This window comes from Pseudomonadota bacterium (genome assembly GCA_016719885.1).
Lineage (GTDB): Bacteria > Pseudomonadota > Gammaproteobacteria.
In genome coordinates this window covers 16,403-38,014 of record JADJYF010000003.1, presented here as the reverse complement: position 1 = coordinate 38,014, position 21,612 = coordinate 16,403, and the positions used below count along the sequence as shown (strand labels likewise).

Sequence of the window (21,612 nt, the reverse complement as noted above, 5' to 3'; positions counted from 1 at the left end):
GCCGTGATTGTAGGTGCGAATTCATTCGCACATTAAGTCCCAGAGCCATTCAATCGATGCCCATCGCCAACACCCGGCTCACGTAGGTCAGCGATTTGCCCGATTGTTCGCACCAATGATCGAAGGCCGCCTGCACCGCCTGCATGTCGCGCTTGGACGACGGCGGTCGATGCAGCACGCCTTCGTCCACCAGCACCCGCACCACATCGGTGGACAGCACCCAGGATTCCAGCCCCATGCGGCGCAGGAAGTATTGGGCCGTCATGCCTCCGAGGCGTGCGCCGCGCTTCTTCAAGACCTCCAGCAATTCTGCGTATCGCCGCGGGCCGAAGCTCGCAAAAAAGGCGCCGGCACTGCCGTGCGCCTGGGCCAGGTCCAGCACGAACTGCGCATTGTCGCGGGTTGCCAGCAGCTTGGCGTGATGACGGATGATGCGCGTGTCCGCCAGCAGTTTCTCGATGTCTTCGTCGGACAGGTAGGCCAGGGCGTGCGGGTCGAAGCCATGCAGCGCCGCTTCGAAGCCCGGCCACTTGTGCTCCACCACCCGCCACACGAATCCGGCCTGGAACACGCCTTGCGTCATCGCCGCCAGCCAGCGGTCATCGGTGACGGCGGCAATGGCGCGCGCGGATTTCGGCTTGGGGATGTGCGCCTCGAGCGCGGCCACGCCGCCCTTGCGTCGCGCCGCGCGTTCGAGCAACTCAGCGAAGGAGCGCACGCCGCGCGTCAGCGATGCAGGCCGCCGTCGACGGTGAATTCACCGTTGGTGCAATAGGAACTCTCATCGCTGGCAAGGAACAACACCAGGTTCGCCACTTCCAGCGCGGTCGCCATGCGGCCCATGGGCACGAGCTTCAATGCCTTGTCCATCTTGCCGGCCACCGCCGCCTGGGTCTGGGTCAGCATCACGGTGTCGATGAAGCCCGGATGCACGGAGTTCACGCGCACGCCAAAACGCCCCAGTTCCTGGGCCGCCGCCTTGGTCATGCCGCGCACCGCCCACTTCGAGGTGGCATAGGCAAACGCGCCCGCCACGCCTTCCATGCCGGCCAGCGATGAAATGTTGACGATGGAGCCGCGCTTGGCTTCGCACATGGCCGGTGCCACGGCTTTCATGCCCAGGAACACGCCCTTCTGGTTGACGGCCAGCACGCGGTCAAAATCCTCGTCGCTGGTGTCGAGCAGGCGCCCGAGCTTGAAGATGCCGGCGTTGTTGACCAGCACGTCGATATGTCCGTGCGCGGCGAGCGTCGCGTCGACCACGCTCTTCCAGCCCGCCGCGCTGGTGACGTCGTGGGCAATGAAGGTCGCGCCGATGTCGGCCGCCAGCGCCCGTCCTTCGCTCTCCAGTACGTCGGTGATGACCACCTCGGCGCCCTCGGCGCGAAACAGTCGCGCCTCGTCAGCGCCCTGGCCGCGCGCGCCACCGGTGATGATTGCGACCTTGCCCGCCAGTCTTGCCATGTTCTTGTCTCCAGAAAATCGTGTGTCTTCGAATCTGTTGCTCAGCGATCGCCGCTCATCAGCAATCCGCGCTCGCCGAGGTCGGCGATACGCGCCGCGTCGTAGCCCGCCACGCCGGCGAGAATCTGCGCGTTGTGCTGGCCGAGCAGCGGCGCGACCTTGGCCGAATAATCGCTCTGGCCCGAGAAGCGCAGCGGAAAGCCTGGCAGCATGAGGTTGCCGAGTATCGGGTCGCTGACCGGCCGGATCGCACCCCGGCCCTTGAAGTAGGGATGAGTCAAGGCATCCATCGGGCTCAGCACCGGCCCGCAGGGCACACGATGGGCGTCGAGTCGTTCGAGCAGCGCCGTGTCGCTGTCGAAGCTTCCCATCCAGTCCTCGATGACCGGAATCAACTCGGCCTGGTGCTTGGCGCGCGCCAGGCCTTCGGCGAAACGCGGATCGGTTTCGAGATCGGGACGCTCCATGGCCTTGCACATGTTCTTCCACTGCCCCTGCACGACCAGCACCGCGACGTAGCCATCCGGCGACTTGTAGACACCGCAGGGGCAGATCAGGGGATGGTGCGCGCCGACTCGCTTGGGCACGAAGTCCGGGTTGACCTGCGGCACCTGCAGGTTGATCTCGTGCATGGCGAAGATGCAGTCGATCATCGAGATATCCATCCACTGGCCTTCACCGGTACGTTCGCGGTTGAACAGCGCATAACCGATGGAGGCGAAAGCGTGCACGCCGGCCGACACGTCGGCGATGCCGACACCGACCGGGTGCGGCGGACCGTCGGCGGGCCCCGTCATGTGCATGAAACCCGCGAAGGCCTGCGCGATCCAGTCGAAGCCGGTCTTGTGTGACAAAGGGCTGTCGCGCCCGAAAGCCGAAATCGAAGCCATCACGAGCTTCGGATTGACGCGTTTCAGCGACTCGAAGTCCCAGCCACGCTTGTCCATCACGCCCGGGCCGTAGTTCTCCACCACCACGTCGACCTTGGACACCAGGTCCTTGATCACCTCGTCCGTGGCGTCGTGGTTGAGGTCGATGCACAGGCTGTGCTTGCCGAGATTCTGTTGCACGAAATAGGCGCTGCGTCCGTCCTTCATGGCGGGCAGCAAGCGCGAGGGGTCACCGGCCGGCGCGCGTTCGACCTTGATCACTTCCGCGCCCATTTCCACCATCAGGCGTGTCACGGTCGGGCCGGCCAGGTACTGGGTGAAATCCAGTACACGTATGCCTTTCAGTATCATTTGAGTCCCCTTCGGCGCGCGCGCCGTTTGTGCAATTGTTCGCTCGCGCGGCGTTCAGATCTGTTGCAGCGATTCGAGGTACAGCATGATCTCGAACAGGCGACCCCGCACATAGGTTTCATCGCCGCCTTCGCGCTTGAGTCGTCGTCCCCAGATCGGCATGTCGCGCGTGCCGTGGGCGAGCGGCAGGTCGCGCCCGTCGATGCGACGGTAGACGCGACTGAAAGGAAAATCGCCGCCCTGCGCCCGCGACAACAAGGTGAGATCCGGCGGCTTGACGTTCAGCAGTTCGGCGAACGGACCATTGCCGCGCGCATCGAGGCCGTGGCAGATAGCGCAATTCATTTCGAAGCGTTGGCGACCAGCTTCTATGCCCGACTGCAGGGGCGGATCGGCGTTGACGGCCTTGGCGCTGTCCGCCGCCATCGATGGCATGCACGACAAGGCGCACAGCATGATCACGATCAGCGCGGCCAGCCGCGCCGCACGGCGATACTCGCCACCGCTGACAGCGAGGCCGATGGTTTCGGTAATCCCTGATTTCATATACTTTCGTAATACCTATGCTGCTCCTCATGATATTGCGCGGAGGCGCCATTCGCCATGGAAACGATTAAACGAATCCTGCTTGCGACCGATGGTTCCGACCACGCACTGCATGCCGCCGCCTTTGCCGGCATGCTATCGCGCGAGACCGGCGCCAACATCGACATCGTCACCGTGCACAACGACGACGCGGTGATGTTGAACGCCATGGGCCCTGCCATCTGGCCGGCCACCGTGCCCTACTCCGCCATGAGCGCCGAAGAGATCCGCGAGACCGTCGAACAGCACGCCACCGAGACCACCTTGCCCGACACCTTGAAGGCCTGCGGCGAGGGCGTGCATGTCGGCGCCACCGTGCAGCTGTGGGGCCAGGTGTCGGAACAGATCTGCGCCTACGCCGACGACAAGGCCTGCGACCTCATCGTGCTCGGCACCCGCGGCCGTTCGAGCTTTTCCAAGCTGCTGCTCGGCAGCGTCAGTACCCAGGTCACCAGCCACGCCCATTGTCCGGTGACGCTGGTCCGTTGATTCCGATTTCCCAACCAGGGCTCTTTATGAATATTTCGCGAACTCTTGCCGTGCTCGTGCTCGGCGTCGCCATGCAGTCGGCGACGGCGGCGGAAAAGACCACCGACATCATGCACAAGGTCTACGACGCCATCGCCTACCTGCTGCCGCTCAGCGTGCGCAACGCCGACGCCCATTCGAAATGGGACAAGGAACTGGTGGAAGAGAAACTCAAGGTACTGACGGCGGCGTCCGGCACGCTGGTCAAGCACGCCGAGGATGAAGACGCCGAGTTCCGCCTGCTGGCCCGCTCTTTCGACCGCCTGGTGCAGGATATCGGCGTGTCGTTCCGTGCCGAATGGCCGGATTACGCCTACTACTCGTTGATGGAACTGACCGATCACTGCGTGGCCTGCCATTCGCGCCTGCCGTCGCAGTCGCAGGATCTGTTCGGCCAGCGCCTCATGGCGCGCATGAACGCCAATAACGTCGAGCCCGAATCGCGCACGCTGCTGTTCATCGCCACGCGCCAGTTCGACGCCGCCTTGAGCCTGTTCGAACAGCAGTTGTCAGACCCGGCGCTGGACCCGATCGAGGCCGACTATCGCGGCATCATGCTGCGCTACCTGCGCCTTGCGATCTCGACCGGCGAATCCAACGATCGCGTGGTGAAATTCCTCGACGGCTACCGCGCGCGCAAGGACCTGCCCTACTTCATCGCCCACCGCCTCGAGCATTGGCGCAATACCCTGGTCGAACTCGCGCCGACCATGAATGGCGCACCGGACCTCGCCCGCGCCCGCGAGATATTCGACCAGGCCACGCGCCTGACCCTCGCGCCCGGCAACCGGCTGCGCGCGGTCGAAGACCTGGTCGCGGCGCGCGTCATGCGCACTTGGCTGAAAGCCCACCCCAAGGCCTCGGCCGCCGAGCGCGGCGAGATCTACTACAAGCTCGGCGTGATTGCGCTGCGCACCAGCGAGCCGGAGCCGGCCGTGCCGGAGCTGGAAATGCTGATGGCCGCGTCTATCCAGTCCGACCCTCATGGCCCCTACGCCAAGGATGCCTACGGCATTCTCGAGGAATACGGCTACATCCACGACGAGCATCTGGCCAAGCAGAAGGAATCGCGCGCCATCCTGGACATGGCGGCGCTGAAGAAGCAGGTGTTCTGAGGGACTATGGCATCGCCGCGCGCCGGCGGCGTATCGTCAAGATCCGGGGTGCGAATTCAATCGCACCCCGGCCGATCTCATCCGCAGCTGGCGCAGGCTACGGCAAACGGCACCGCGCGCAATCTCGCTTCTGCAATCGCCTCGCCACAACGCACACAGGTGCCGTAGCTGCCGAGTTCGATGCGCGTCAAGGCCGCCTTGACCTGCGCCAGTTCGGCGGTCGCCTGTTCGCCCAGAGATTCCACCACTTCATCGTTTTCGCGCGCGGTGGCCTGGTCTTCGAAGTCCGCCGGCACCCCGCCGCGGCCATGCTGATCGAAGCGCGCGCGGCGTTCGTTGAGCTCGCGCTCGAGTTCGAGCAATTGTTGCTTGTAGGCACTGAAGTCGGTCATGGCTTGCTTCCCGGGTAATGTCGCAGGTCTGGCTCAGCCGCGCGGAACGACACCGGAGAAGATCAGGTTGTCGTCGCGCCACTGCCGGGCCAGCAGTTGAAAGAGATTGGATTCAGTCAGTACGCCGACCAGGCGCTCGTTGGCGTCAATGACCGGCAGGCCGCCTATCTTGTTTTCGAGCATGAGTTCGGCGGCGTGGCCGACGGTGTCATTGTCGTAGATGCAGATCGGCTTGGCGCGCATCACGGTGCTCACCACCAGCCGTGCGAGCTCCTGCGCAATCTCTTGCAGGGAGTGGCGATGGGCCGGATCGGATTGCTTGACTTCGAGCAGGTCCGACAGCGTTATGATGCCGACCAGGCGCTCGCCCTCCAGCACCGGCAGGCGCCGAATGCGGTTGGCCATCAGCAACTCGTAGGCACGCGCCAGGGTGTCATAGGGGCTGACGGCAATCACCGTCGATGTCATGCAATCCTTGACCAAGGTGTGAACGAGTGACTGGGTCATGCTGGCCTTCGCGTTGGCTGAAACGCGCACAGCTTGCAGCTTATTGACGCACAAGGAAACCACGTTGATCGCGGTCAACATTCACCCCGCCCGCCTTCACGCACACTGCGCGCCATGAATTCCGGCACCGCGCTCGACCTCATGGTCGCTTTCAATCTCGGTCTCGCCAGCCAGGTGCATTGCGTGGGCATGTGCGGCGGCATCGTCGCGGCCTTGAATGTCGCCACCGCGCCGCGCGGCGCCGTGACACCGCTGCGCTACGCGCTCGCTTACAACGGCGGCCGCATCCTGAGTTACGCGCTGGCCGGCGCCTTGCTCGGCGCCGTCGGCGGCAGCGCCCTAACGCTGTTCGATCGCGAACTTGGCTATCGCGCCCTGCGCTACGCGGCGGGCGCGATCCTGGTCCTGAACGGCCTCGCGCTCGCCGGCTGGTTGCCGCGCGGCGCCTTGTTCGAGGGCTTGGGGCTGCGTGTATGGCGACATCTGCAGAAGTTGGGCCGTGGCCTCATGCCGATCAACTCCACGCCACGCGCGCTGGCTTTCGGCATGGTGTGGGGATGGTTGCCGTGCGCGCTGGTGTATTCGACCTTGATGCTGGCGCTGGCCAGCGCCTCGCCGTGGCGCGCATCCGCGATCATGGTGGCTTTCGGTCTCGGCACCCTGCCGGCGCTGCTCGCGAGTTTCTGGTTGGGCAGTCGCGCGGGCGCGCTGTTTCGCGGACGGCTGCTGCGCCTCTGCGCTGCGCTGCTGTTGATAGGCGCGGGTCTGGTCACGCCATTCATCGACAGCCTTTTGCCGAGCCTGCATGCCGGCCATGCGGGCCACTCGGGGCATGACGCGCCCGTGCCGCATGAAAGCCCCATGCCGGGCATGGATCCGGCGGCGCCCATGGACCACAGCCAGCACATGCACCACCACTCGCCCGCGGCATCGCCGTAGCGCGGCGGATCTACTTGTCGTGGGTCGAACTCGGCCCGTCGTCGTCGTGCAGGATGTCGCGGCCGCGCCGTTCCAGATCGTCGAACTGCCCAGAGCGCGCCGCCCACAGGAAGCCCGCCACAATCACGATCACCAGCACCGCGGACACCGGGATCAGCAGGTAGATGATTTCCAAGGCCCCGTATCCTCAGCGCCGCACCAGGCGCAACGCATTCAATACCACCACCAGCGAACTGACCGACATGCCGAGCGCCGCCGCCCACGGCGCCAGCCAGCCGGCCGCGGCCAGCGGCAGGGCGATGACGTTGTAGAGCACCGCCCACCAAAGATTCTCGCGCATGATGCGGCGAGCGCGGCGCGCCACTTCCAACACCCGCGACACCGATGACAACTGCGGCGTCAGCAACAGCACGCTGGCCTGCTGACGCGCCGAGGCGGCGCTGTCGGCCATCGCGATCGAGACGTCGGCCTGGGCCAGCACCGGCGCATCGTTGACGCCGTCGCCGACCATCAACACCACCGCGCCCTGGCCTTGCAGGCGCGCCACCTCGGCCTGCTTGTCGGCGGGTGTGCGTGCGGCCTGGAAGTCCTTCACGCCGCAAGCGCGCGCCAGGGCTTCCACCACCGGCGCGCGATCGCCGCTGACGATGGCGGTGGCGTAGTGATGACCGCGCAACCATGTGAACAGGTCTTGCGCATCGTCGCGCAGGCGGTCGTCGAATTCGAGGCGCGCGAGGCACTGACCATCGCGCGCCAACCACGCTTCCTTGCCCGGCTGTTCCTGTTCGGCGTGAGGTGACGGCAGCGCCACGCCGAGGCTAGCCATGTAGGCGGCCGAGCCCAAGGCCAGGTGCGCACCGGCCAGCCGCCCGCCCATGCCGGCGCCGGTCACGCTCTCGTGATGGGTGACGGCCTGCACGCCGCCCGCCTCCGGCACCGCGCGCAGGGCGCGGGCGATGGGGTGATTGGAGCCTTGCGCCAGCGCGCAGGCGAGCTTCAACGCATCACCGCGCTCAACGCCGCCGTAACACTCGATATCGCGCAAAGCGAGTTGGCCGACCGTCAGCGTGCCGGTCTTGTCGAACAGGCAATGGCTGACGGCCGCCAGCCGCTCCAGCGCGCGCCCGTCCAACACCGCGATGCCTTCGCCGAGCAGGCTGGCATGGGCGGCGGCGAGCGCCGCCGGCACCGCGATTGCGAGCGCGCACGGGCAGGACACCACCAGGACCGCGAGGGTGATGGAGAACCAGCGGCTGGTATCGTGCTGCCACCAGAACACCGCGGTCGCCACGCTTACCAACAACACCGCCGCCACGAACCAGCGCGCCGCGCGTTGACTGAGTTCCACCCCGGCCGGCCGCGCCTCGGCGGCGGCGCGCACCAGTTGCGCGAGATGCCCGGCGAAGGACTCCGCCGCCACCGCCGTCACTTCCACGCGCAGCACCGATTCCAGATTCACGCTGCCGCCCAGCACGCGTGACCCCGGACCGCGCACCTGGGGCAGGGCCTCGCCGGTCAGGATCGATTCGTCCACCGCGCTGTCGCCCGCGCTCACCACGCCGTCGGCCGGAATGGTCTCGCCGGCGCGCACCAGCACGGTCTCGCCCGGCGCAAGTCGCATGGCCGGCACGGTTTCGAAATGCTCGCCGTCGGCATCACGCCGGATGCGGCAGGCGCCGTCGGGCACCAGCGCCGTGAACGCCTCGAGCCGGCCGCTGGCGACGGCGCGCGCGCGCATCTCGAGATAGCGACTGGCGAGCAGCAGGCTGACGAACATCGACACCGAATCGAAATACACGGCGTCCTGGTCCAGCACCGTGTTCCACACGCTGCCGGCGAAGGCCAGCAGGATGGCGAGCGCCACCGGCACCTCCATCACCAGGCCGCCGGCGCGCACCGCTGCCCACGCGGTGCGATAAAACGGCAGCGCGCAGTAGCCGACCACCGGCACGCTCATGACCAGGCTGGTCCAGCGCAGGAAGCGCTGCATGTCGGGTTCGATGCCACCGGTATAGAAGGCAAACGCGATCATCATGACCTGCATGCCGAACAGCGCCGCGACGCCGAGCGCGCGCAACAGGCTGCCGGTCTCGGCCTCGATTTGCGCGCGCCGCGCATCCGGTGTGAACGGCCGCGCGTCGTAACCGAGGCTGGCCACCGCGTCGAGAATGCGTGACAGGCCGGTATCGGCAACGCGCCATCGCACGCTGGCGCGGCGCGAGGCGAAGTGCACTTCGAAGCGATCGACGCCCGGCGCATGGGCGAGGCGCGATTCGAGCAGCCACGCGCAGGCCGCGCAGCTCATGCCGGCCAGGGTCAGGTCGGCGCTGGCCACCGCGCCCTCGACCTTGGCGAAGCGCGCCAGCATGTCGGCGTCGTCGTACACCTGGTAGCGATCGCCGGGCAGTTCGTCCTGCTGGGGGCGTGGCGCGAAGCTGTCGCGATGGCGATAGTAATCGCCGAGGCCGAAATCGCGGATGGCGCTGGTCGCGGCCGCACAGCCCGGGCAGCACAGCGCCACGAGGCGGCCATCGAGTTCCACCTGCCAGTCGACCCCGGCCGCTATCGGCTCGCCGCAATGAAAACACGTGGCCGCACTCGCGGCAGGTGCGGACAGAGCGGTCAGGGACGCGGCGAGCGGAGCGTTCATGGAATTGCGGGGCATAGGCGTGGAGTGTGCGCGCCGCCACTATCAGTGCTCAAGCAGCGCCGGGCTTGATCCAGGTCAGCGAGTGATTTGTTGTATGCGCGCAAATTTCCGCGCGCCATGGCCGTGGCTTCATGGCTTGATCGAATTGCCCCGCATCGACATCGATGCGACCTCGAGCATGCGAACGAATCGCAACCATGAGCCTGTGACGATGTCCGATCGGCACCTAAACCTATAGGGACATACCCCTATCGGGCAGATCGACTTGATCCAGATCATGCCTGTTTTGCTGCACGTGCGTCACTTTACTTTCCAATGAAACAGCGAATACTCAAAGCGTAAACGCAACGCGAGTTCCAGCTGTTCTCGGCACTCACGCCACAACGGCAGCCGGCCTGCGGCGTCACAGCACGGTCTCGTGCCGGGCATGATTTTGATTGGATTTTAATTGGGAGTACTGAGCAATGACGGAAACCTACAATTACAAGGTCGTCAGGCAGTTCGCCGTCATGACGGTGGTGTGGGGCATCGTCGGCATGTTGGTCGGCGTGATCATTGCCGCGCAGATGGCGTGGCCGGCGCTGAATTTCGACCTGCCGTGGCTGAGTTTCGGCCGACTGCGTCCGCTGCACACCAACGCGGTGATCTTCGCGTTTGGCGGCTGCGCGCTGTTCGCCGGCTCATACTTCATCGTGCAACGCACCAGTCACGCCAGGCTCTTCTCCGACGGCCTGGCGGCCTTCACGTTCTGGGGCTGGCAGCTCGTGATCGTGTTGGCGGCGGTCACCCTACCGCTAGGCATCACCAGCTCCAAGGAGTACGCCGAACTCGAGTGGCCGATAGACATCCTCATCGCCGTGGTGTGGGTGGCCTACGCGGTCGTGTTCTTCGGCACCATCGCCAAGCGGCGCGTGAAGCACATCTACGTCGCCAACTGGTTCTTCGCCGGCTTCATCATCACTATCGCGGTGCTGCACATCGTCAACAGCCTGGCGCTGCCCGTCACGCTCACCAAGTCCTACTCGGTGTTCGCCGGCACGCAGGACGCCATGGTGCAGTGGTGGTACGGTCATAACGCGGTCGGCTTCTTCCTGACCGCCGGCTTCCTGGGCTTGATGTACTACTTCATCCCCAAGCTCGCCGAGCGACCGGTGTTCTCCTACCGCCTGTCGATCGTGCATTTCTGGGCGCTGGTGTTCACCTACATCTGGGCCGGCCCCCATCACCTGCACTACACCGCGCTGCCGAACTGGACACAGTCCTTGGGCATGGTGATGTCGGTCATCCTGCTGGCGCCCTCCTGGGGCGGCATGATCAACGGCGTGATGACGCTGTCCGGCGCCTGGCACAAGCTGCGCTCGGACCCGGTGCTGCGCTTCATCATCGTCGCGGTGTCGTTCTACGGCATGTCGACCTTCGAAGGGCCGATGATGTCGATCAAGACCGTCAACGCCCTCTCCCACTACACCGACTGGACCATCGGTCACGTGCACTCCGGTGCGCTCGGCTGGGTGGGCTTCATGTCGTTGGGTTGCATCTACTACCTGTTGCCACGCCTCTACGGCCGCGAAATCTACAGCCTGAAGCTCGTCGAATTCCATTTCTGGGTCTCGACCATCGGCGTCGTGCTGTACATCTCCGCGATGTGGGTGGCGGGTGTCATGCAGGGCTTGATGTGGCGCGCGGTCAACAGCGACGGCACCTTGACCTACAGCTTCATCGAGTCGGTCAACGCGACTCACCCGTTCTACATCATCCGTGCCCTGGGCGGTCTTCTGTACCTGGCTGGCACGCTGGTGATGGCCTACAACCTGTGGCGCACCTGCAGCGGCGTCAAGCCGGTAGTGGCAGACATTCCCGCGCCGGCCATGGCGCACTGATAGGGACATACGTCGATGAAACACGAAGCAATCGAAACCAACATCGGGTTCATGATGATCCTGATCATCCTGACCATCAGTGTCGGCGGTCTCATCCAGATCGTGCCGCTGTTCTTCCAGCAGAGCACGACCCAGCCGGTGGAAGGCTTGAAGCCCTACAGCGCGCTGGAACTGGCGGGACGCGACGTCTACATCCGCGAAGGCTGCTATGTCTGCCATTCGCAGATGATTCGTCCGTTCCGCGCCGAGACCGAGCGTTACGGCCACTACTCGCTGGCGGGTGAGTTCGTCTACGACCACCCCTTCCAGTGGGGCTCCAAGCGCACCGGTCCGGACCTGCACCGTGTCGGCGGCCGCTACAGCGACGACTGGCACCGCGTGCATCTGAACAACCCGCGCGACGTGGTGCCGGAGTCGATCATGCCGGGCTACCCGTGGCTGGAGAAGACGGAACTGCCGACCGACACCATCTCGGCGCGCATGACGGTGCTGCGCACCCTGGGACTGCCCTATAGCGACGATGAAATCGCCAAGGCACCGGAAGCCCTCAAGGGCAAGACCGAGGCCGACGCCCTCATCGCCTACCTGCAGAACCTGGGTACGGCGGTCAAGACCCGGAGGTGATGGCCATGAGTAATTTCTTCTCCGCCTGGACCGTGATCGCCGCGCTGATCTTTCTCGGCGTCACGGCCTGGGCCATGAGCGGCAAGCGCAAGGCCGAGTTCGACGAGGCCGCGCGCATCCCGCTGGATGACGACGAACACGACAAGTTCGAGATTGATTTAGAGATTGATAAGGGAGTGCGCTGACCATGGCTGATTTCAACAGTGCAATATGGAGCATCCTCATCGCGGTGACGACGGTGGTCAGCATCGTGGTCCTGCTGTGGTTCACCTGGTACCAGGCGCAGGGTAAGAAGCGCGTCCACGGTGAGCAGATCGAGACCATGGGTCATACCTGGGACGGCGATCTGTCGGAGTACAACAACCCGCTGCCGAAATGGTGGCTCAACATGTTCTACATCACGCTGGTGTGGGGCATCGGCTACCTCATCGCCTACCCGGGTCTCGGCACCTACAAGGGCATGCTGGGCTGGACCGAGCAAAGCCAATATGAAGCGGAGATGGCGCAGGCCGACGCGACCTATGGGCCGCTCTTCGAGAAGTACAAGAGCACCGATATCGCCAAGCTGGCTGACGATGCCGAGGCGCTCGGCGTCGGCAAGCGCCTGTTCGCGACCTACTGCACGCAGTGTCACGGCTCGGACGCCGGCGGTGCGCGCGGCTTCCCCAACCTGACCGACAACGACTGGCTGTACGGCGGCACGCCGGAAGCCATCGAGCAGTCGATCCTGGCTGGTCGCCAGGCGGCGATGCCGGCATGGGGCGCGATCATCGGTGCCGAAGGCACGCAGAACGTGGCCTCCTATGTCGAGCACCTCGCCGGTCGCCAGGTCGACCCGGCGCAGGTCGATGCCGGGCAGAAGGTGTACAGCACCACCTGCGTGGCCTGTCACGGGCCGGACGGCAAGGGCAATGTCGCGATGGGCGCGCCCAATCTCGCCGACGACATCTGGCTGTACGGCGGCTCGCGCGAGCGCATCGTCGAGTCCATCGAGAAGGGACGCAATGGCCGTATGCCGGCACACAAGGAGTTCCTCGGCGATGCCAAGGTGCACCTGCTGGCGGCCTACGTGTACAGCTTCACCAAGGGCAACGCGCCGGCCAAGTAAGGCGACGCAGCTTGGTCATGCCGGGTCGGAGCCCGGCATGGCTGGGCGGCTGACAAGGGATGGCCGCCAGTCCGCGCACGACCTCGCGACAGATGGGCGATGGACAGGACGGACGCCATCCACGACGAGCACGACGCACCGCGAAGATGTAATGTAAGCCGCTTCAAGCGCCAACATCCGAGTCCAAACATGCTGTCAGTCTTTGTGCCGACCCGCTGGATGCCCGTACCCGCACGCTTTGGTGCCGTACTGTGGTTGTCCTTCCTGCTTGCCGCCGTTGCGACAGGGGTATTTTTCAGCGCCATCGATCCCGAGGAACTGCGCTTCTGCGTGACATTCCCGGAGGTCAGTCGAACCGGCGCCTACACGATTGGATTCTTTTTGTTCTGGCTTTTGACCGCGGCCTCCGGTGTACTGGCGGTGGCATTCACCTACCCCCCCTCATCGGAGTCCGTCACCGAGACTCCCCATGCTGATGACTGAACCGACTCCCGATCTTTCCGCGCCGGCCACGCCGGCCAACGTCGAACAGGCGCTGTACGAAAAGCGCCAGAAAATCTATCCGCGCGAAGTGCACGGCACGTTCGCCGCGCTGCGCACCACGGCGGTGTTCGTGCTGCTCGGCCTGTTTTACGGCCTGCCCTGGCTGTCGTGGGACGGTCGCCAGGCGGTGTTGTTCGACCTGCCCGCCCGCAAGTTCTATGTCTTTGGCCTGACCTTCTGGCCGCAAGACTTCCTGCTGCTGACCCTGCTGCTCATGATGAGCGCGCTGTCGCTGTTCCTGTTCACCGCCCTCGCCGGCCGCCTGTGGTGTGGCTATGCCTGTCCGCAGACAGTGTGGACGGAAGTCTTCCTGTGGATGGAACGGCTGGTGGAAGGCACGCGCCAGCAACAGATGAAGCTCGACCAGGCGCCCTGGAGCGCGCGCAAGCTGCGCATCAAGGCCACCAAGCAGCTGCTGTGGGTGAGCTTCGCCGCCTGGACCGGTTTCACCTTCGTGTGTTTCTTCACGCCCGCCGCCAAGCTCGGTCACGAAATGGCGACTTTCACCGTTGGCCCGTGGGAAGCGTTCTGGATGGGTTTCTATGCCCTGGCCACCTACGGCAACGCCGGCTTCCTGCGCGAACAGGTGTGCAAGTACATGTGCCCCTATGCGCGCTTCCAGAGTGCGATGTTCGACAAGGACACCCTCATCATCTCCTACGACAAGGAACGCGGCGACCCGCGCGGCTCGCGCAAGGCCGGCTCCGATCCCAAGGCGCGCGGGCTCGGCGACTGCATCAACTGCACGATGTGCGTGCAGGTGTGCCCGACCGGCATCGACATCCGCAACGGCCTGCAGTACGAGTGCATCGGCTGCTCGGCCTGCGTCGACGTGTGCAATGACGTGATGAAGAAGATGGATTACGCGCCCAATCTCATCCGCTACACCACCCAGAACGCGCTGGACGGCAAGCCGAGCCGCGTGATCCGCGCGCGCGTGCTGGTCTACAGCGGCCTGTTGGGCGCGGTGGGCCTGTTGTTCATGTACCTGTTGTTGTCGCGCTCACCGCTCGGCCTCGACGTCATCCGTGACCGCAACCAGCTCTACCGTGAGCGCGCCGGCAAGATCGAAAACGTCTACACCTTGAAAGTCTTGAACCTCGCCGACCACGCCCGCGAATTCCACGTCACGGCCACCGGCATCGAAGGCCTGGAACTGTCGATGGCGAACGGCGCCGTGTCGGTGCCTGCCGGTGGCGTGCTCGATGTGCCGGTCATCCTGCGTGCGCAGGAAGAGAACCTCGAGGCGGTCAGCACCACCGTGCATTTCACCCTGACCGCGGCCGACGACGCCGCGCTCAATTTCACCCACAACGCCAAATTCCTGGGGCCAAGGCCATGAACGACAGCACCGTTACCCGCACCCCGCCGCGCGTCGCCGCGCGCTGGCACCAGGAACCCATCGCGTGGCTGGTGTTCGGCCTGCCGGCGGTGGTGGTGGTGGCGTCCTTCGTGACGCTGGTCATCGCCATGAAAGGCTCGGACACGCTGGTGGTGGACGACTATTACAAGCAAGGTCTCGAGATCAACAAGGTGCTGGTGCGCGAAGACCGCGCCAAGGCCGCCGGCCTCGCCCTTGTCCCGGAGCTGTCCGGCGACGGCGCGCTGACCCTGCGCTTCAGCGCCAACCCGGGCTTCGCCTTCCCCGACCTCATCGACCTCACGCTCAACCACGCCACGCGCGACGACGTCGACCGCAAGCTGCCCATGACCCACGCCGGCAACGGCGTCTATGTCGGCAAGGTCGGCAAGCTCGAAGCCGGTCCTTGGTACGTGGATGCCTCGACCGCCACCTGGCGCGTGGTGAAACGCGTGAGCGTGGATGCCAAGGGCGAGTTACGGCCGTAGGCGAGATTTGTGGGTCAGGCTTCAGCCTGACTTGCGCCGCCATCGCCTGAAGCATCGTCAGTCAGACTGAAGTCCGACCCACAATGCGGTCGAGACTGCCAAGGGTATCGCACGAAGTCTCCAGGAAATTCTGCGGGTCAGGCTTCAGCCTGACTTGCCCCGCCACCACCTGAAGCATCGTCAGTCAGATTGAAGTCCCTCCCCCCCCCCCCCCCCCCCCCGCCCCCCCCCCCCCCCCGCCCCGCGCCGGGGCGCCCCCCCCCCCCCCCCCCCCCCCCCCCCCCCCCCCCCCCCCGCCGTGCCCCCGCCCGGGGCGGCCCGCCCCGCCTGGGTCTTCCCCCCCTCCCCCCACGCCGCGCGCGGCGCCAGCCCCCCCCCCCCCCGCCCCCCCTCACGCATCGGGCCCCGGCCCCCACAATGCGCTAAGCGCTGCGCTTGAACGTGCTGGGGGTGTCGGACGTCGACGCCAGGGCGCTGAGCAGCGCCTCTGTCAGGCGGTTGTCGTAGGGTTCGGCGACGTAGTCGCTGAAGCCCTCGCGCAGCGCCTCGACGGCGGATTCAATCTCGCCGCGCGCGGTGGTCATGATGGTGGTGGGTGCGATACCGGCCGCCACGCAGGCGTGCAGCAGGTCGACGCTGCTGCCCCCCTCGAGGGATGCATCGACGACCATGGCGTTGCGAGGTGCGATGCGCAGCAGGGCCAGGGCCTCGGCGGCACTGGCACAGGCGCTGACGTCGAACTGGGCGGCGGCCAACACCGCCACGATACGATTGCGCGCGACCGGATCCTGGTTCACCACCAGTACGCTGGGCGCGGCTTGGCGCGCCCCGGCGTGGTCTGCTCGCATAGCGGCCATGCTTGACGCTTTACAGCGAGCCGAGACGGGCCGCCGCGTTGGCCGACTCACCGGCAATCGCGCGCAGCTTCTCCAGCGACAGGATGCGCACGTAGCGACGGTCGACGGAGATGATGCCCTGGATCTGCAGGTCGCCGAACAGGCGGCTGACGGTTTCCACCGCCAACGACAGGTAGTTGGCGATGTCCTGGCGCGGCATGCTCAAGTTGAACTCGGTGCGCGAGCAGCCACGTGCCGCGAATCGGTTGGAGAGATACAGCAGGAGGCTGGCGAAGCGCGCCTGCGCGGACTTCTGGCCGAGCAGCAGCGCGTGGTTGTTCTTTTCCATCATCTGGCGCGCCGCCGAACGCATCACTTCGGCCCACAGCTTGGGCGTGCGCGACGCGACGGTCTCGATGGAGCTGAAGGGAATGCGGCACAGGGACGCGGTTTCCAGCGCGATGACCGCGGTCTGGTGATGGCCGTTGGCCACCGCGTCGAAGCCCAGGAGGTCCCCCGGGTAATGGAAGGCCACGATCTGCTCGAGGCCGTCGGCGTTGTCGAAATAGGACTTGGCCGAACCCGAGCGCAGGATGTACAGGAACTCCAGCGGCTCGCCCTGCTGGAAGACGTGGGTATTGCGCTTCAGCGGCGCCGAGCAGCGCAGCCCCGGGCCCTCTTCGCCCGCGCCGGCCACCGCGAAGCCATGGGCCACGCAGGAACGCGACCACTGGCACTCGCCACAGGACACCGCGAGTTTCGGAAAATCGAACACGTTGCTGCGCATTTCAGGTCCCCAGACATGTGAATAATCGTATGGGGCATTTATAGGCAGGCCGCCGCCCTGCGGAAATTCGCGGTTACGCGTAAAGGCCTTCGGGAACTACGTAGCGGCGCAGATTCCCCGTGGGTCAGACTTCAGTCTGACGGCCCGCGGAGTGGGCCGCGGTCCTGGGCAACGAATGTCCGACTGAAGTCGGACCCACAAGGGCCAAGCGAGTCAGCCCGCCCGATTCACCATCGTCACCAGCTCCGCCAGGGAGCGCGCGCCGGTCTTGGTCATGACCTTGTGGGTCAGACTTCAGTCTGACGGCCCGCGGAGTGGGCCGCGGTCGTGGGCAACGAATGTCCGACTGAAGTCGGACCCACAAGGGCAAAGCGAGTCACCCCGCCCGGTTCACCATCGTCACCAGCTCCGCCAGGGAGCGGGCGCCGGTCTTGGTCATGACCCCGTGGGTCAGACTTCAGTCTGACGGCCCGCACTAGTCGGACCCAAGGGCAGCCCCCCGTCCGCGCTTGGTCGACCCCGTGGGTCAGACTTCGCTGACGGCCCCGGGGCCCGTCGGCAACGAATGTCCGACTGAAGTCGGACCCCAAGGGCAAAGCGAGTCCCCCGCCCGTTCACCATCGTCACCAGTCCGCCAGGAGCCGCCGGCTTGGTCATGACCCCGTGGGTCAGACTTCAGTCTGACGGCCCGCAGCGCGGGCCGCGGTCGTGGGCAACGAATGTCCGACTGAAGTCGGACCCACAAGGGCAAAGCGAGTCACCCCGCCCTGTTCACCATCGTCACCAGCTCCGCCAGGGAGCGGGCGCCGGTCTTGGTCATGACCCCGTGGGTCAGACTTCAGTCTGACGGCCCGCAGCGCGGGCCGCGGTCGTGGGCAACGAATGTCCGACTGAAGTCGGACCCACAAGGGCAAAGCGAGTCACCCCGCCCGATTCACCATTGTCACCAGTTCCGCCAGGGAGCGTGCGCCGGTCTTGGTCATGACCTTGGCGCGATGGATTTCGACGGTGCGCTCGGACAGCCCGAGTTCGATGGCGATGACCTTGTTGGCCTGGCCGGCGACGATGCGCTCCATCACTTCGCGCTCGCGCGGCGACAAAAGATCGATGCGCGAGGCTAGCGTGGCCCGTTCGGCGCGCGCCGCGCGCGCGGTGCGGTCGACCTCCAGGGCCTGGTTGATGCGGTCCAGGAGGTGCTGGTCGTTGAACGGCTTTTCGATGAAATCGACGGCGCCGAGCTTCATCGCGCGCACCGCCATCGACACGTCGCCGTGGCCGGTGATGAAGATCACCGGCAGGCCGATGGCGCGGCGCTGCAGCTCTTCCTGCATTTCCAGCCCGCTCATGCCCGGCATGCGGATGTCCAGCACCAGGCAGCCCGAACGCTCCGGGTCACACACCGACAGGAAGGCATGGGCCGACTCGAAAGCCTCGACGGTCAGGCCCATGGAACGGATCAAGAGCGCCAGGGAAGTGCGCACCGCGACGTCGTCGTCGACCACGAAAACCGTTTGTTCTAGCGTTGTCATACGGAACTCAGAGCCACGGGTAGGGTGATGGTGAAGCGCGCGCCGCCCTGCGGCGCATCGGAGTATCGCAGGCTGCCGCCGTGGGCGGAAATGATCGAATGGCTGATCGACAGGCCCATGCCCATGCCTTCGACCTTGGTGGTCTGGAACGGCTGGAACAGGCGCTCACGCATGGCCGGCGCCACGCCCGGCCCGACGTCGGTAAATACCGCCTCCACGCCCTCCTCGCCGAGCCGCGTTTCGATGTTAAGCACCCGCGAGGCCTCCGGCAGGTCCATCATTTCGTCGATGGCGTTGCGGATGAGATTCAGGCACACCTGCTGGATCTGCACCGGGTCGACCAGCACCGCCGGCAGGTCGGCCTTGAGCTCGGTGGTGATCTGCGCCTGGTTGGCGGCGGCGTCGATGGCCGCCAATTCCAGCACGCTGGCGATGACGTCGTTCAGCGCCACGCTCTCGCGGCCGCCGTCGCGGTGACCGACGAAACCGCGGATACGCCGCACCACGTCGCCGGCGCGCAGGGCCTGGGCCGCGATCGCCTGCAATGACTCCAGCAGCAGTTGCTGGTCGGCATTGCCCTGGTTCATCAAGCGGATGCAGGCCTGGGAATAGGACGAGATGGCGGTCAGCGGCTGGTTGATTTCGTGGGCGATGGCCGAGGCCATCTCGCCGAGCGTCGTCACCCGCCCGACGTGGGCCAGGCGCTCGCGGGCCTCGCGTGATTCGAGTTCCGAGCGCACCCGCTCGCTGTGGTCGATGACCTGGCCGATGATGAATCCGGCGCTCATGCTGCCGCCCGCCACCGCCGCGTGCAGCTCCACCGACAACAGTTCGCCGTCGTTGCGCTGCCAGCGCAGCAGGCGGTTGAACGACGAGCGTATGCCGCTCACCAGTCCCCGGTAGGCGCGCTCCAGTGCCGGGCGGTCAGCCTCCAGGGTCAAGTCCAGGCAGCGCATCTTGAGCAGCTCCGGCGCGCCGTAGCCGAGCATGCGCACCAGCGCCGGGTTGACCTCGTTGAAACTGCCGTCGAGACCGGCGGTGAACATGCCGATGGGCGCGCCATCGAACATCAGCCGGAGTTCCTGCTCGCGCGCCGCCAGCGCCTGCTCCATGGCGCGGCGTTGGGAAATGTCGCGCACCATGCCGACGAAATGACGCGGGGTCAGATCGTGCAGCTCGCCGACCGCGAGCTCCATCGGGAACAGCTGACCGTTGCGGCGGCGACCGACCACCTCGCGACCGATGCCGATGATCTTCGGCGCGTCGCCGCCCAGGTAGCGCTTGATGTAGCCGTCGTGTCGGCTGGAGTCCGGCTCGGGCATCAAGGTCGAGACGTTGTGCCCGATGACCTCGTCGGCCGTCCAGCCGAAGATGCGTTCGGCCGCCGGGTTGAAGGTCTCGATGATGCCGGCCTCGTCGATGAGGATGATGCCGTCCACCGCCGCGTCGATGACGCCGCGGAAACGGGCGTTGATCTGATCGAAACTGGACGAAGTGACGCTCATGGGCTCTCGCAGGCAAGGGCGATGGGCGCCCCGAGGGCGCCGGCCGGCATGTTCACGGCTGGCGCGGCCGCATGCAAGCCGCCGCCGCGCGCCGTGCGCCTCAAATCGCCGGCCGCCGCCCGCGCCAAGGCCGGGCCTTTTCCAGCGCCGTGGCGATGCGGAACACCGTCGGGTCGTCGAAGGTGCGTCCCACCACCTGCACGGCGGTCGGCATGTCGCCGTCACCGAAGCCGCTCGGCACGCTCATCACCGGGCACCAGGCCATGAGGTTGAAGGGATAGGTCATGGCCCAGCCGAGATAGGCCGGCACGGCCTTGCCGTTGATGAGCATGTCCGGGCCGCCGTCGTCGTGATCCGCCGGCAGGCTGGACACCGCGAGCGTCGGGCACACCAGCGCGTCGTAGCGTTCCAGCACCGCGCCCAGGCCCTTGAACATCTCACCGCGCGTGACGTTGGTGTGATAGAAGCGCGCCGCGTTGTGCGCGAGGCCGTTTTCCACCAGCTTCACGCACAGCGGCGTCATTTCGTAGCGCCAGCGCGGCAGCAGGTGGCCGGCGATGTCGGAGAATATGCCTTCCCAGCGTGTCATCCACGCGTCCATCACGCCGTAGTTCCAGCCCAAGGTCACCTCCTCGACCTTGGCGCCCAGGCGCTTCAGTGCGCGCACGGTCTCGAGCGTGTTGTTGCGCACGTCGGGCGCGACCTGGAAATAATCGAGGTCGAGGGAAAAGGCGATCTTCATGCCGCGAACGCCCTCGAAGTCGGTCGGCAGCACCAGTTTCTCGCGCAGCGAGCACTGGTCCGCCACGTGCTGGCCCGACATCACGTTCTGCATCAGCGCGGCATCCGCCACCGAGCGCGTGATGGGCCCGTAGTGCAGAAGGTTTTCCAGCGGGTGTTCGCGGTCGAGCGGGTTGCGGCCGAAAGGCGGCTTGTAGCCGACCACGCCGCTGAAAGCGGCCGGGATGCGACACGAACCGCCGCCGTCGGTACCGTCGGCCAGCGTTGCCATGCCGGCAGCGATTGCCGCCGCCGCGCCGCCCGACGAGCCGCCCGGCGTGCAGTCGGTGTTCCAGGGATTGCGCGTCACCCCCCACAGGGGGCTCTTGGTGATGCCGGCGTGGGCGAACTCCGGGGTGGTGGTGCGCGAGAACAGGATGCCGCCGGCCTTCAGCAAACGCTCGACGGTGGGCGCGGTGTTATCCGGTTTGAAGTTGGCGTAAGCCTTGGAGCCGTAGGTGGTGAGACGGCCCTTCACCGAGTGGAAGTCCTTGATGGCGACCGTCAGACCTTCGAGCGGGCGTCGGCGCGCACTCTTGGGATTGGCGTAGCGCTTCTCCGCGGCGCGGGCCTCGGTAAGGGCTTCGTCGAAGAACGTGTCGGTCAAGGCGTTGAGCGCGGGATTGACCGCCTGGTTGCGCGCTATCAAGGCCTGGCACAGTTCTACCGGCGACAGGCTGCGATCGGCGAAACGACCGAGCGCCTCGGTGGCGCTGAGATAACAAAGGTCGAGATCAGCTGCTTTCATGGA

General features: G+C 65.8%; 23 protein-coding genes. 10 read left to right on the top strand and 13 right to left on the bottom strand.

The features are described 5' to 3' along the window. Nucleotides 1-49: 49 nt before the first annotated feature. Genes IPM80_03215 through IPM80_03200 form a run of 4 tightly spaced genes read right to left on the bottom strand, consistent with a single transcriptional unit; the run spans nucleotide 50 to nucleotide 3,131 of the window. Complete coding sequence (locus IPM80_03215; GenBank protein ID MBK8957446.1) at nucleotides 50-718, bottom strand: DNA-3-methyladenine glycosylase I; 669 nt, start codon at nucleotides 716-718, stop codon at nucleotides 50-52. Nucleotides 719-726: 8 nt separating this feature from the next. Continuing rightward, a complete protein-coding gene (locus IPM80_03210) occupies nucleotides 727-1,464 on the bottom strand; it encodes a glucose 1-dehydrogenase (protein ID MBK8957445.1) in 738 nt (245 codons plus the stop codon). A gap of 41 nt (nucleotides 1,465-1,505) precedes the next feature. Beyond that, nucleotides 1,506-2,705, bottom strand: a complete 1,200-nt coding sequence (locus IPM80_03205) for a CoA transferase (protein ID MBK8957444.1) — start codon at nucleotides 2,703-2,705, stop codon at nucleotides 1,506-1,508. Between the two features lie 54 nt (nucleotides 2,706-2,759). Beyond that, nucleotides 2,760-3,131 carry a c-type cytochrome gene (locus IPM80_03200; GenBank protein ID MBK8957443.1) on the bottom strand — a complete coding sequence of 124 codons (372 nt, stop codon included), beginning with the start codon at nucleotides 3,129-3,131 and terminating at the stop codon, nucleotides 2,760-2,762. Nucleotides 3,132-3,308: 177 nt separating this feature from the next. Between IPM80_03200 and IPM80_03195 the strand changes: the two genes are divergently transcribed. Both IPM80_03195 and IPM80_03190 read left to right on the top strand, forming a co-directional pair. Further along, nucleotides 3,309-3,779, top strand: coding sequence for a universal stress protein (locus IPM80_03195; protein MBK8957442.1), 471 nt, complete (start codon nucleotides 3,309-3,311; stop codon nucleotides 3,777-3,779). A gap of 26 nt (nucleotides 3,780-3,805) precedes the next feature. Beyond that, nucleotides 3,806-4,933 (top strand): hypothetical protein, encoded by a 1,128-nt coding sequence (locus tag IPM80_03190; GenBank protein ID MBK8957441.1) that lies wholly within the window; start codon nucleotides 3,806-3,808, stop codon nucleotides 4,931-4,933. A gap of 77 nt (nucleotides 4,934-5,010) precedes the next feature. On the opposite strand, the gene IPM80_03185 is transcribed toward IPM80_03190, so the two are convergent. Then, nucleotides 5,011-5,325 (bottom strand): TraR/DksA family transcriptional regulator, encoded by a 315-nt coding sequence (locus IPM80_03185; GenBank protein MBK8957440.1) that lies wholly within the window; start codon nucleotides 5,323-5,325, stop codon nucleotides 5,011-5,013. A 33-nt stretch (nucleotides 5,326-5,358) separates the two neighbouring features. Continuing rightward, nucleotides 5,359-5,913, bottom strand: a complete 555-nt coding sequence (locus IPM80_03180; GenBank protein ID MBK8957439.1) for a CBS domain-containing protein — start codon at nucleotides 5,911-5,913, stop codon at nucleotides 5,359-5,361. Between the two features lie 33 nt (nucleotides 5,914-5,946). On the opposite strand from IPM80_03180, the gene IPM80_03175 reads away from it, so the two are divergent. Continuing rightward, a complete protein-coding gene (locus IPM80_03175; protein ID MBK8957438.1) occupies nucleotides 5,947-6,771 on the top strand; it encodes a sulfite exporter TauE/SafE family protein in 825 nt (274 codons plus the stop codon). A 10-nt stretch (nucleotides 6,772-6,781) separates the two neighbouring features. Here the strand turns inward: IPM80_03175 and ccoS are convergent, their stop codons facing one another. Both ccoS and IPM80_03165 read right to left on the bottom strand, forming a co-directional pair. Next, nucleotides 6,782-6,946, bottom strand: a complete 165-nt coding sequence (ccoS, locus tag IPM80_03170) for a cbb3-type cytochrome oxidase assembly protein CcoS (GenBank protein ID MBK8957437.1) — start codon at nucleotides 6,944-6,946, stop codon at nucleotides 6,782-6,784. Between the two features lie 12 nt (nucleotides 6,947-6,958). Continuing rightward, the gene (locus IPM80_03165; GenBank protein ID MBK8957436.1) at nucleotides 6,959-9,421 is read right to left on the bottom strand and encodes a heavy metal translocating P-type ATPase; all 2,463 of its coding nucleotides are present in this window, start codon (nucleotides 9,419-9,421) and stop codon (nucleotides 6,959-6,961) included. Nucleotides 9,422-9,885: 464 nt separating this feature from the next. Here IPM80_03165 and ccoN point away from each other — a divergent pair, with 464 nt between their 5' ends. From ccoN to IPM80_03130, 7 genes are all read left to right on the top strand, one after another. After that, on the top strand, nucleotides 9,886-11,301 hold the full coding sequence (gene ccoN / locus IPM80_03160; GenBank protein MBK8957435.1) for a cytochrome-c oxidase, cbb3-type subunit I: 1,416 nt from the start codon (nucleotides 9,886-9,888) through the stop codon (nucleotides 11,299-11,301). A 15-nt stretch (nucleotides 11,302-11,316) separates the two neighbouring features. Continuing rightward, entirely contained in the window at nucleotides 11,317-11,925 is a 609-nt protein-coding gene (ccoO, locus tag IPM80_03155; GenBank protein ID MBK8957434.1) for a cytochrome-c oxidase, cbb3-type subunit II, read from the top strand. Then, a complete protein-coding gene (locus IPM80_03150; GenBank protein ID MBK8957433.1) occupies nucleotides 11,925-12,110 on the top strand; it encodes a cbb3-type cytochrome c oxidase subunit 3 in 186 nt (61 codons plus the stop codon). Before ccoO ends, IPM80_03150 begins: the two co-directional genes overlap by 1 nt. A gap of 2 nt (nucleotides 12,111-12,112) precedes the next feature. Further along, on the top strand, nucleotides 12,113-13,033 hold the full coding sequence (gene ccoP / locus IPM80_03145; protein MBK8957432.1) for a cytochrome-c oxidase, cbb3-type subunit III: 921 nt from the start codon (nucleotides 12,113-12,115) through the stop codon (nucleotides 13,031-13,033). A 189-nt stretch (nucleotides 13,034-13,222) separates the two neighbouring features. Then, on the top strand, nucleotides 13,223-13,516 hold the full coding sequence (locus tag IPM80_03140; GenBank protein MBK8957431.1) for a hypothetical protein: 294 nt from the start codon (nucleotides 13,223-13,225) through the stop codon (nucleotides 13,514-13,516). After that, nucleotides 13,509-14,918 carry a cytochrome c oxidase accessory protein CcoG gene (ccoG, locus tag IPM80_03135; GenBank protein MBK8957430.1) on the top strand — a complete coding sequence of 470 codons (1,410 nt, stop codon included), beginning with the start codon at nucleotides 13,509-13,511 and terminating at the stop codon, nucleotides 14,916-14,918. Before IPM80_03140 ends, ccoG begins: the two co-directional genes overlap by 8 nt. Then, entirely contained in the window at nucleotides 14,915-15,424 is a 510-nt protein-coding gene (locus IPM80_03130; protein MBK8957429.1) for a FixH family protein, read from the top strand. The genes ccoG and IPM80_03130 overlap by 4 nt, the downstream gene beginning before the upstream one ends. Nucleotides 15,425-15,846: 422 nt before the next feature. On the opposite strand, the gene IPM80_03125 is transcribed toward IPM80_03130, so the two are convergent. From IPM80_03125 to IPM80_03105, 5 genes are all read right to left on the bottom strand, one after another. Further along, a complete protein-coding gene (locus tag IPM80_03125) occupies nucleotides 15,847-16,272 on the bottom strand; it encodes a response regulator (GenBank protein ID MBK8957428.1) in 426 nt (141 codons plus the stop codon). Nucleotides 16,273-16,291: 19 nt separating this feature from the next. Next, nucleotides 16,292-17,047 (bottom strand): helix-turn-helix domain-containing protein, encoded by a 756-nt coding sequence (locus tag IPM80_03120; GenBank protein ID MBK8957427.1) that lies wholly within the window; start codon nucleotides 17,045-17,047, stop codon nucleotides 16,292-16,294. Between the two features lie 920 nt (nucleotides 17,048-17,967). Beyond that, nucleotides 17,968-18,576 carry a response regulator transcription factor gene (locus IPM80_03115; protein MBK8957426.1) on the bottom strand — a complete coding sequence of 203 codons (609 nt, stop codon included), beginning with the start codon at nucleotides 18,574-18,576 and terminating at the stop codon, nucleotides 17,968-17,970. Next, entirely contained in the window at nucleotides 18,573-20,081 is a 1,509-nt protein-coding gene (locus IPM80_03110) for a PAS domain S-box protein (GenBank protein ID MBK8957425.1), read from the bottom strand. Before IPM80_03110 ends, IPM80_03115 begins: the two co-directional genes overlap by 4 nt. A gap of 100 nt (nucleotides 20,082-20,181) precedes the next feature. Next, nucleotides 20,182-21,609: an amidase gene (locus tag IPM80_03105; GenBank protein MBK8957424.1), complete on the bottom strand. Its 1,428-nt coding sequence runs from the start codon at nucleotides 21,607-21,609 to the stop codon at nucleotides 20,182-20,184. Nucleotides 21,610-21,612 lie beyond the last annotated feature (3 nt).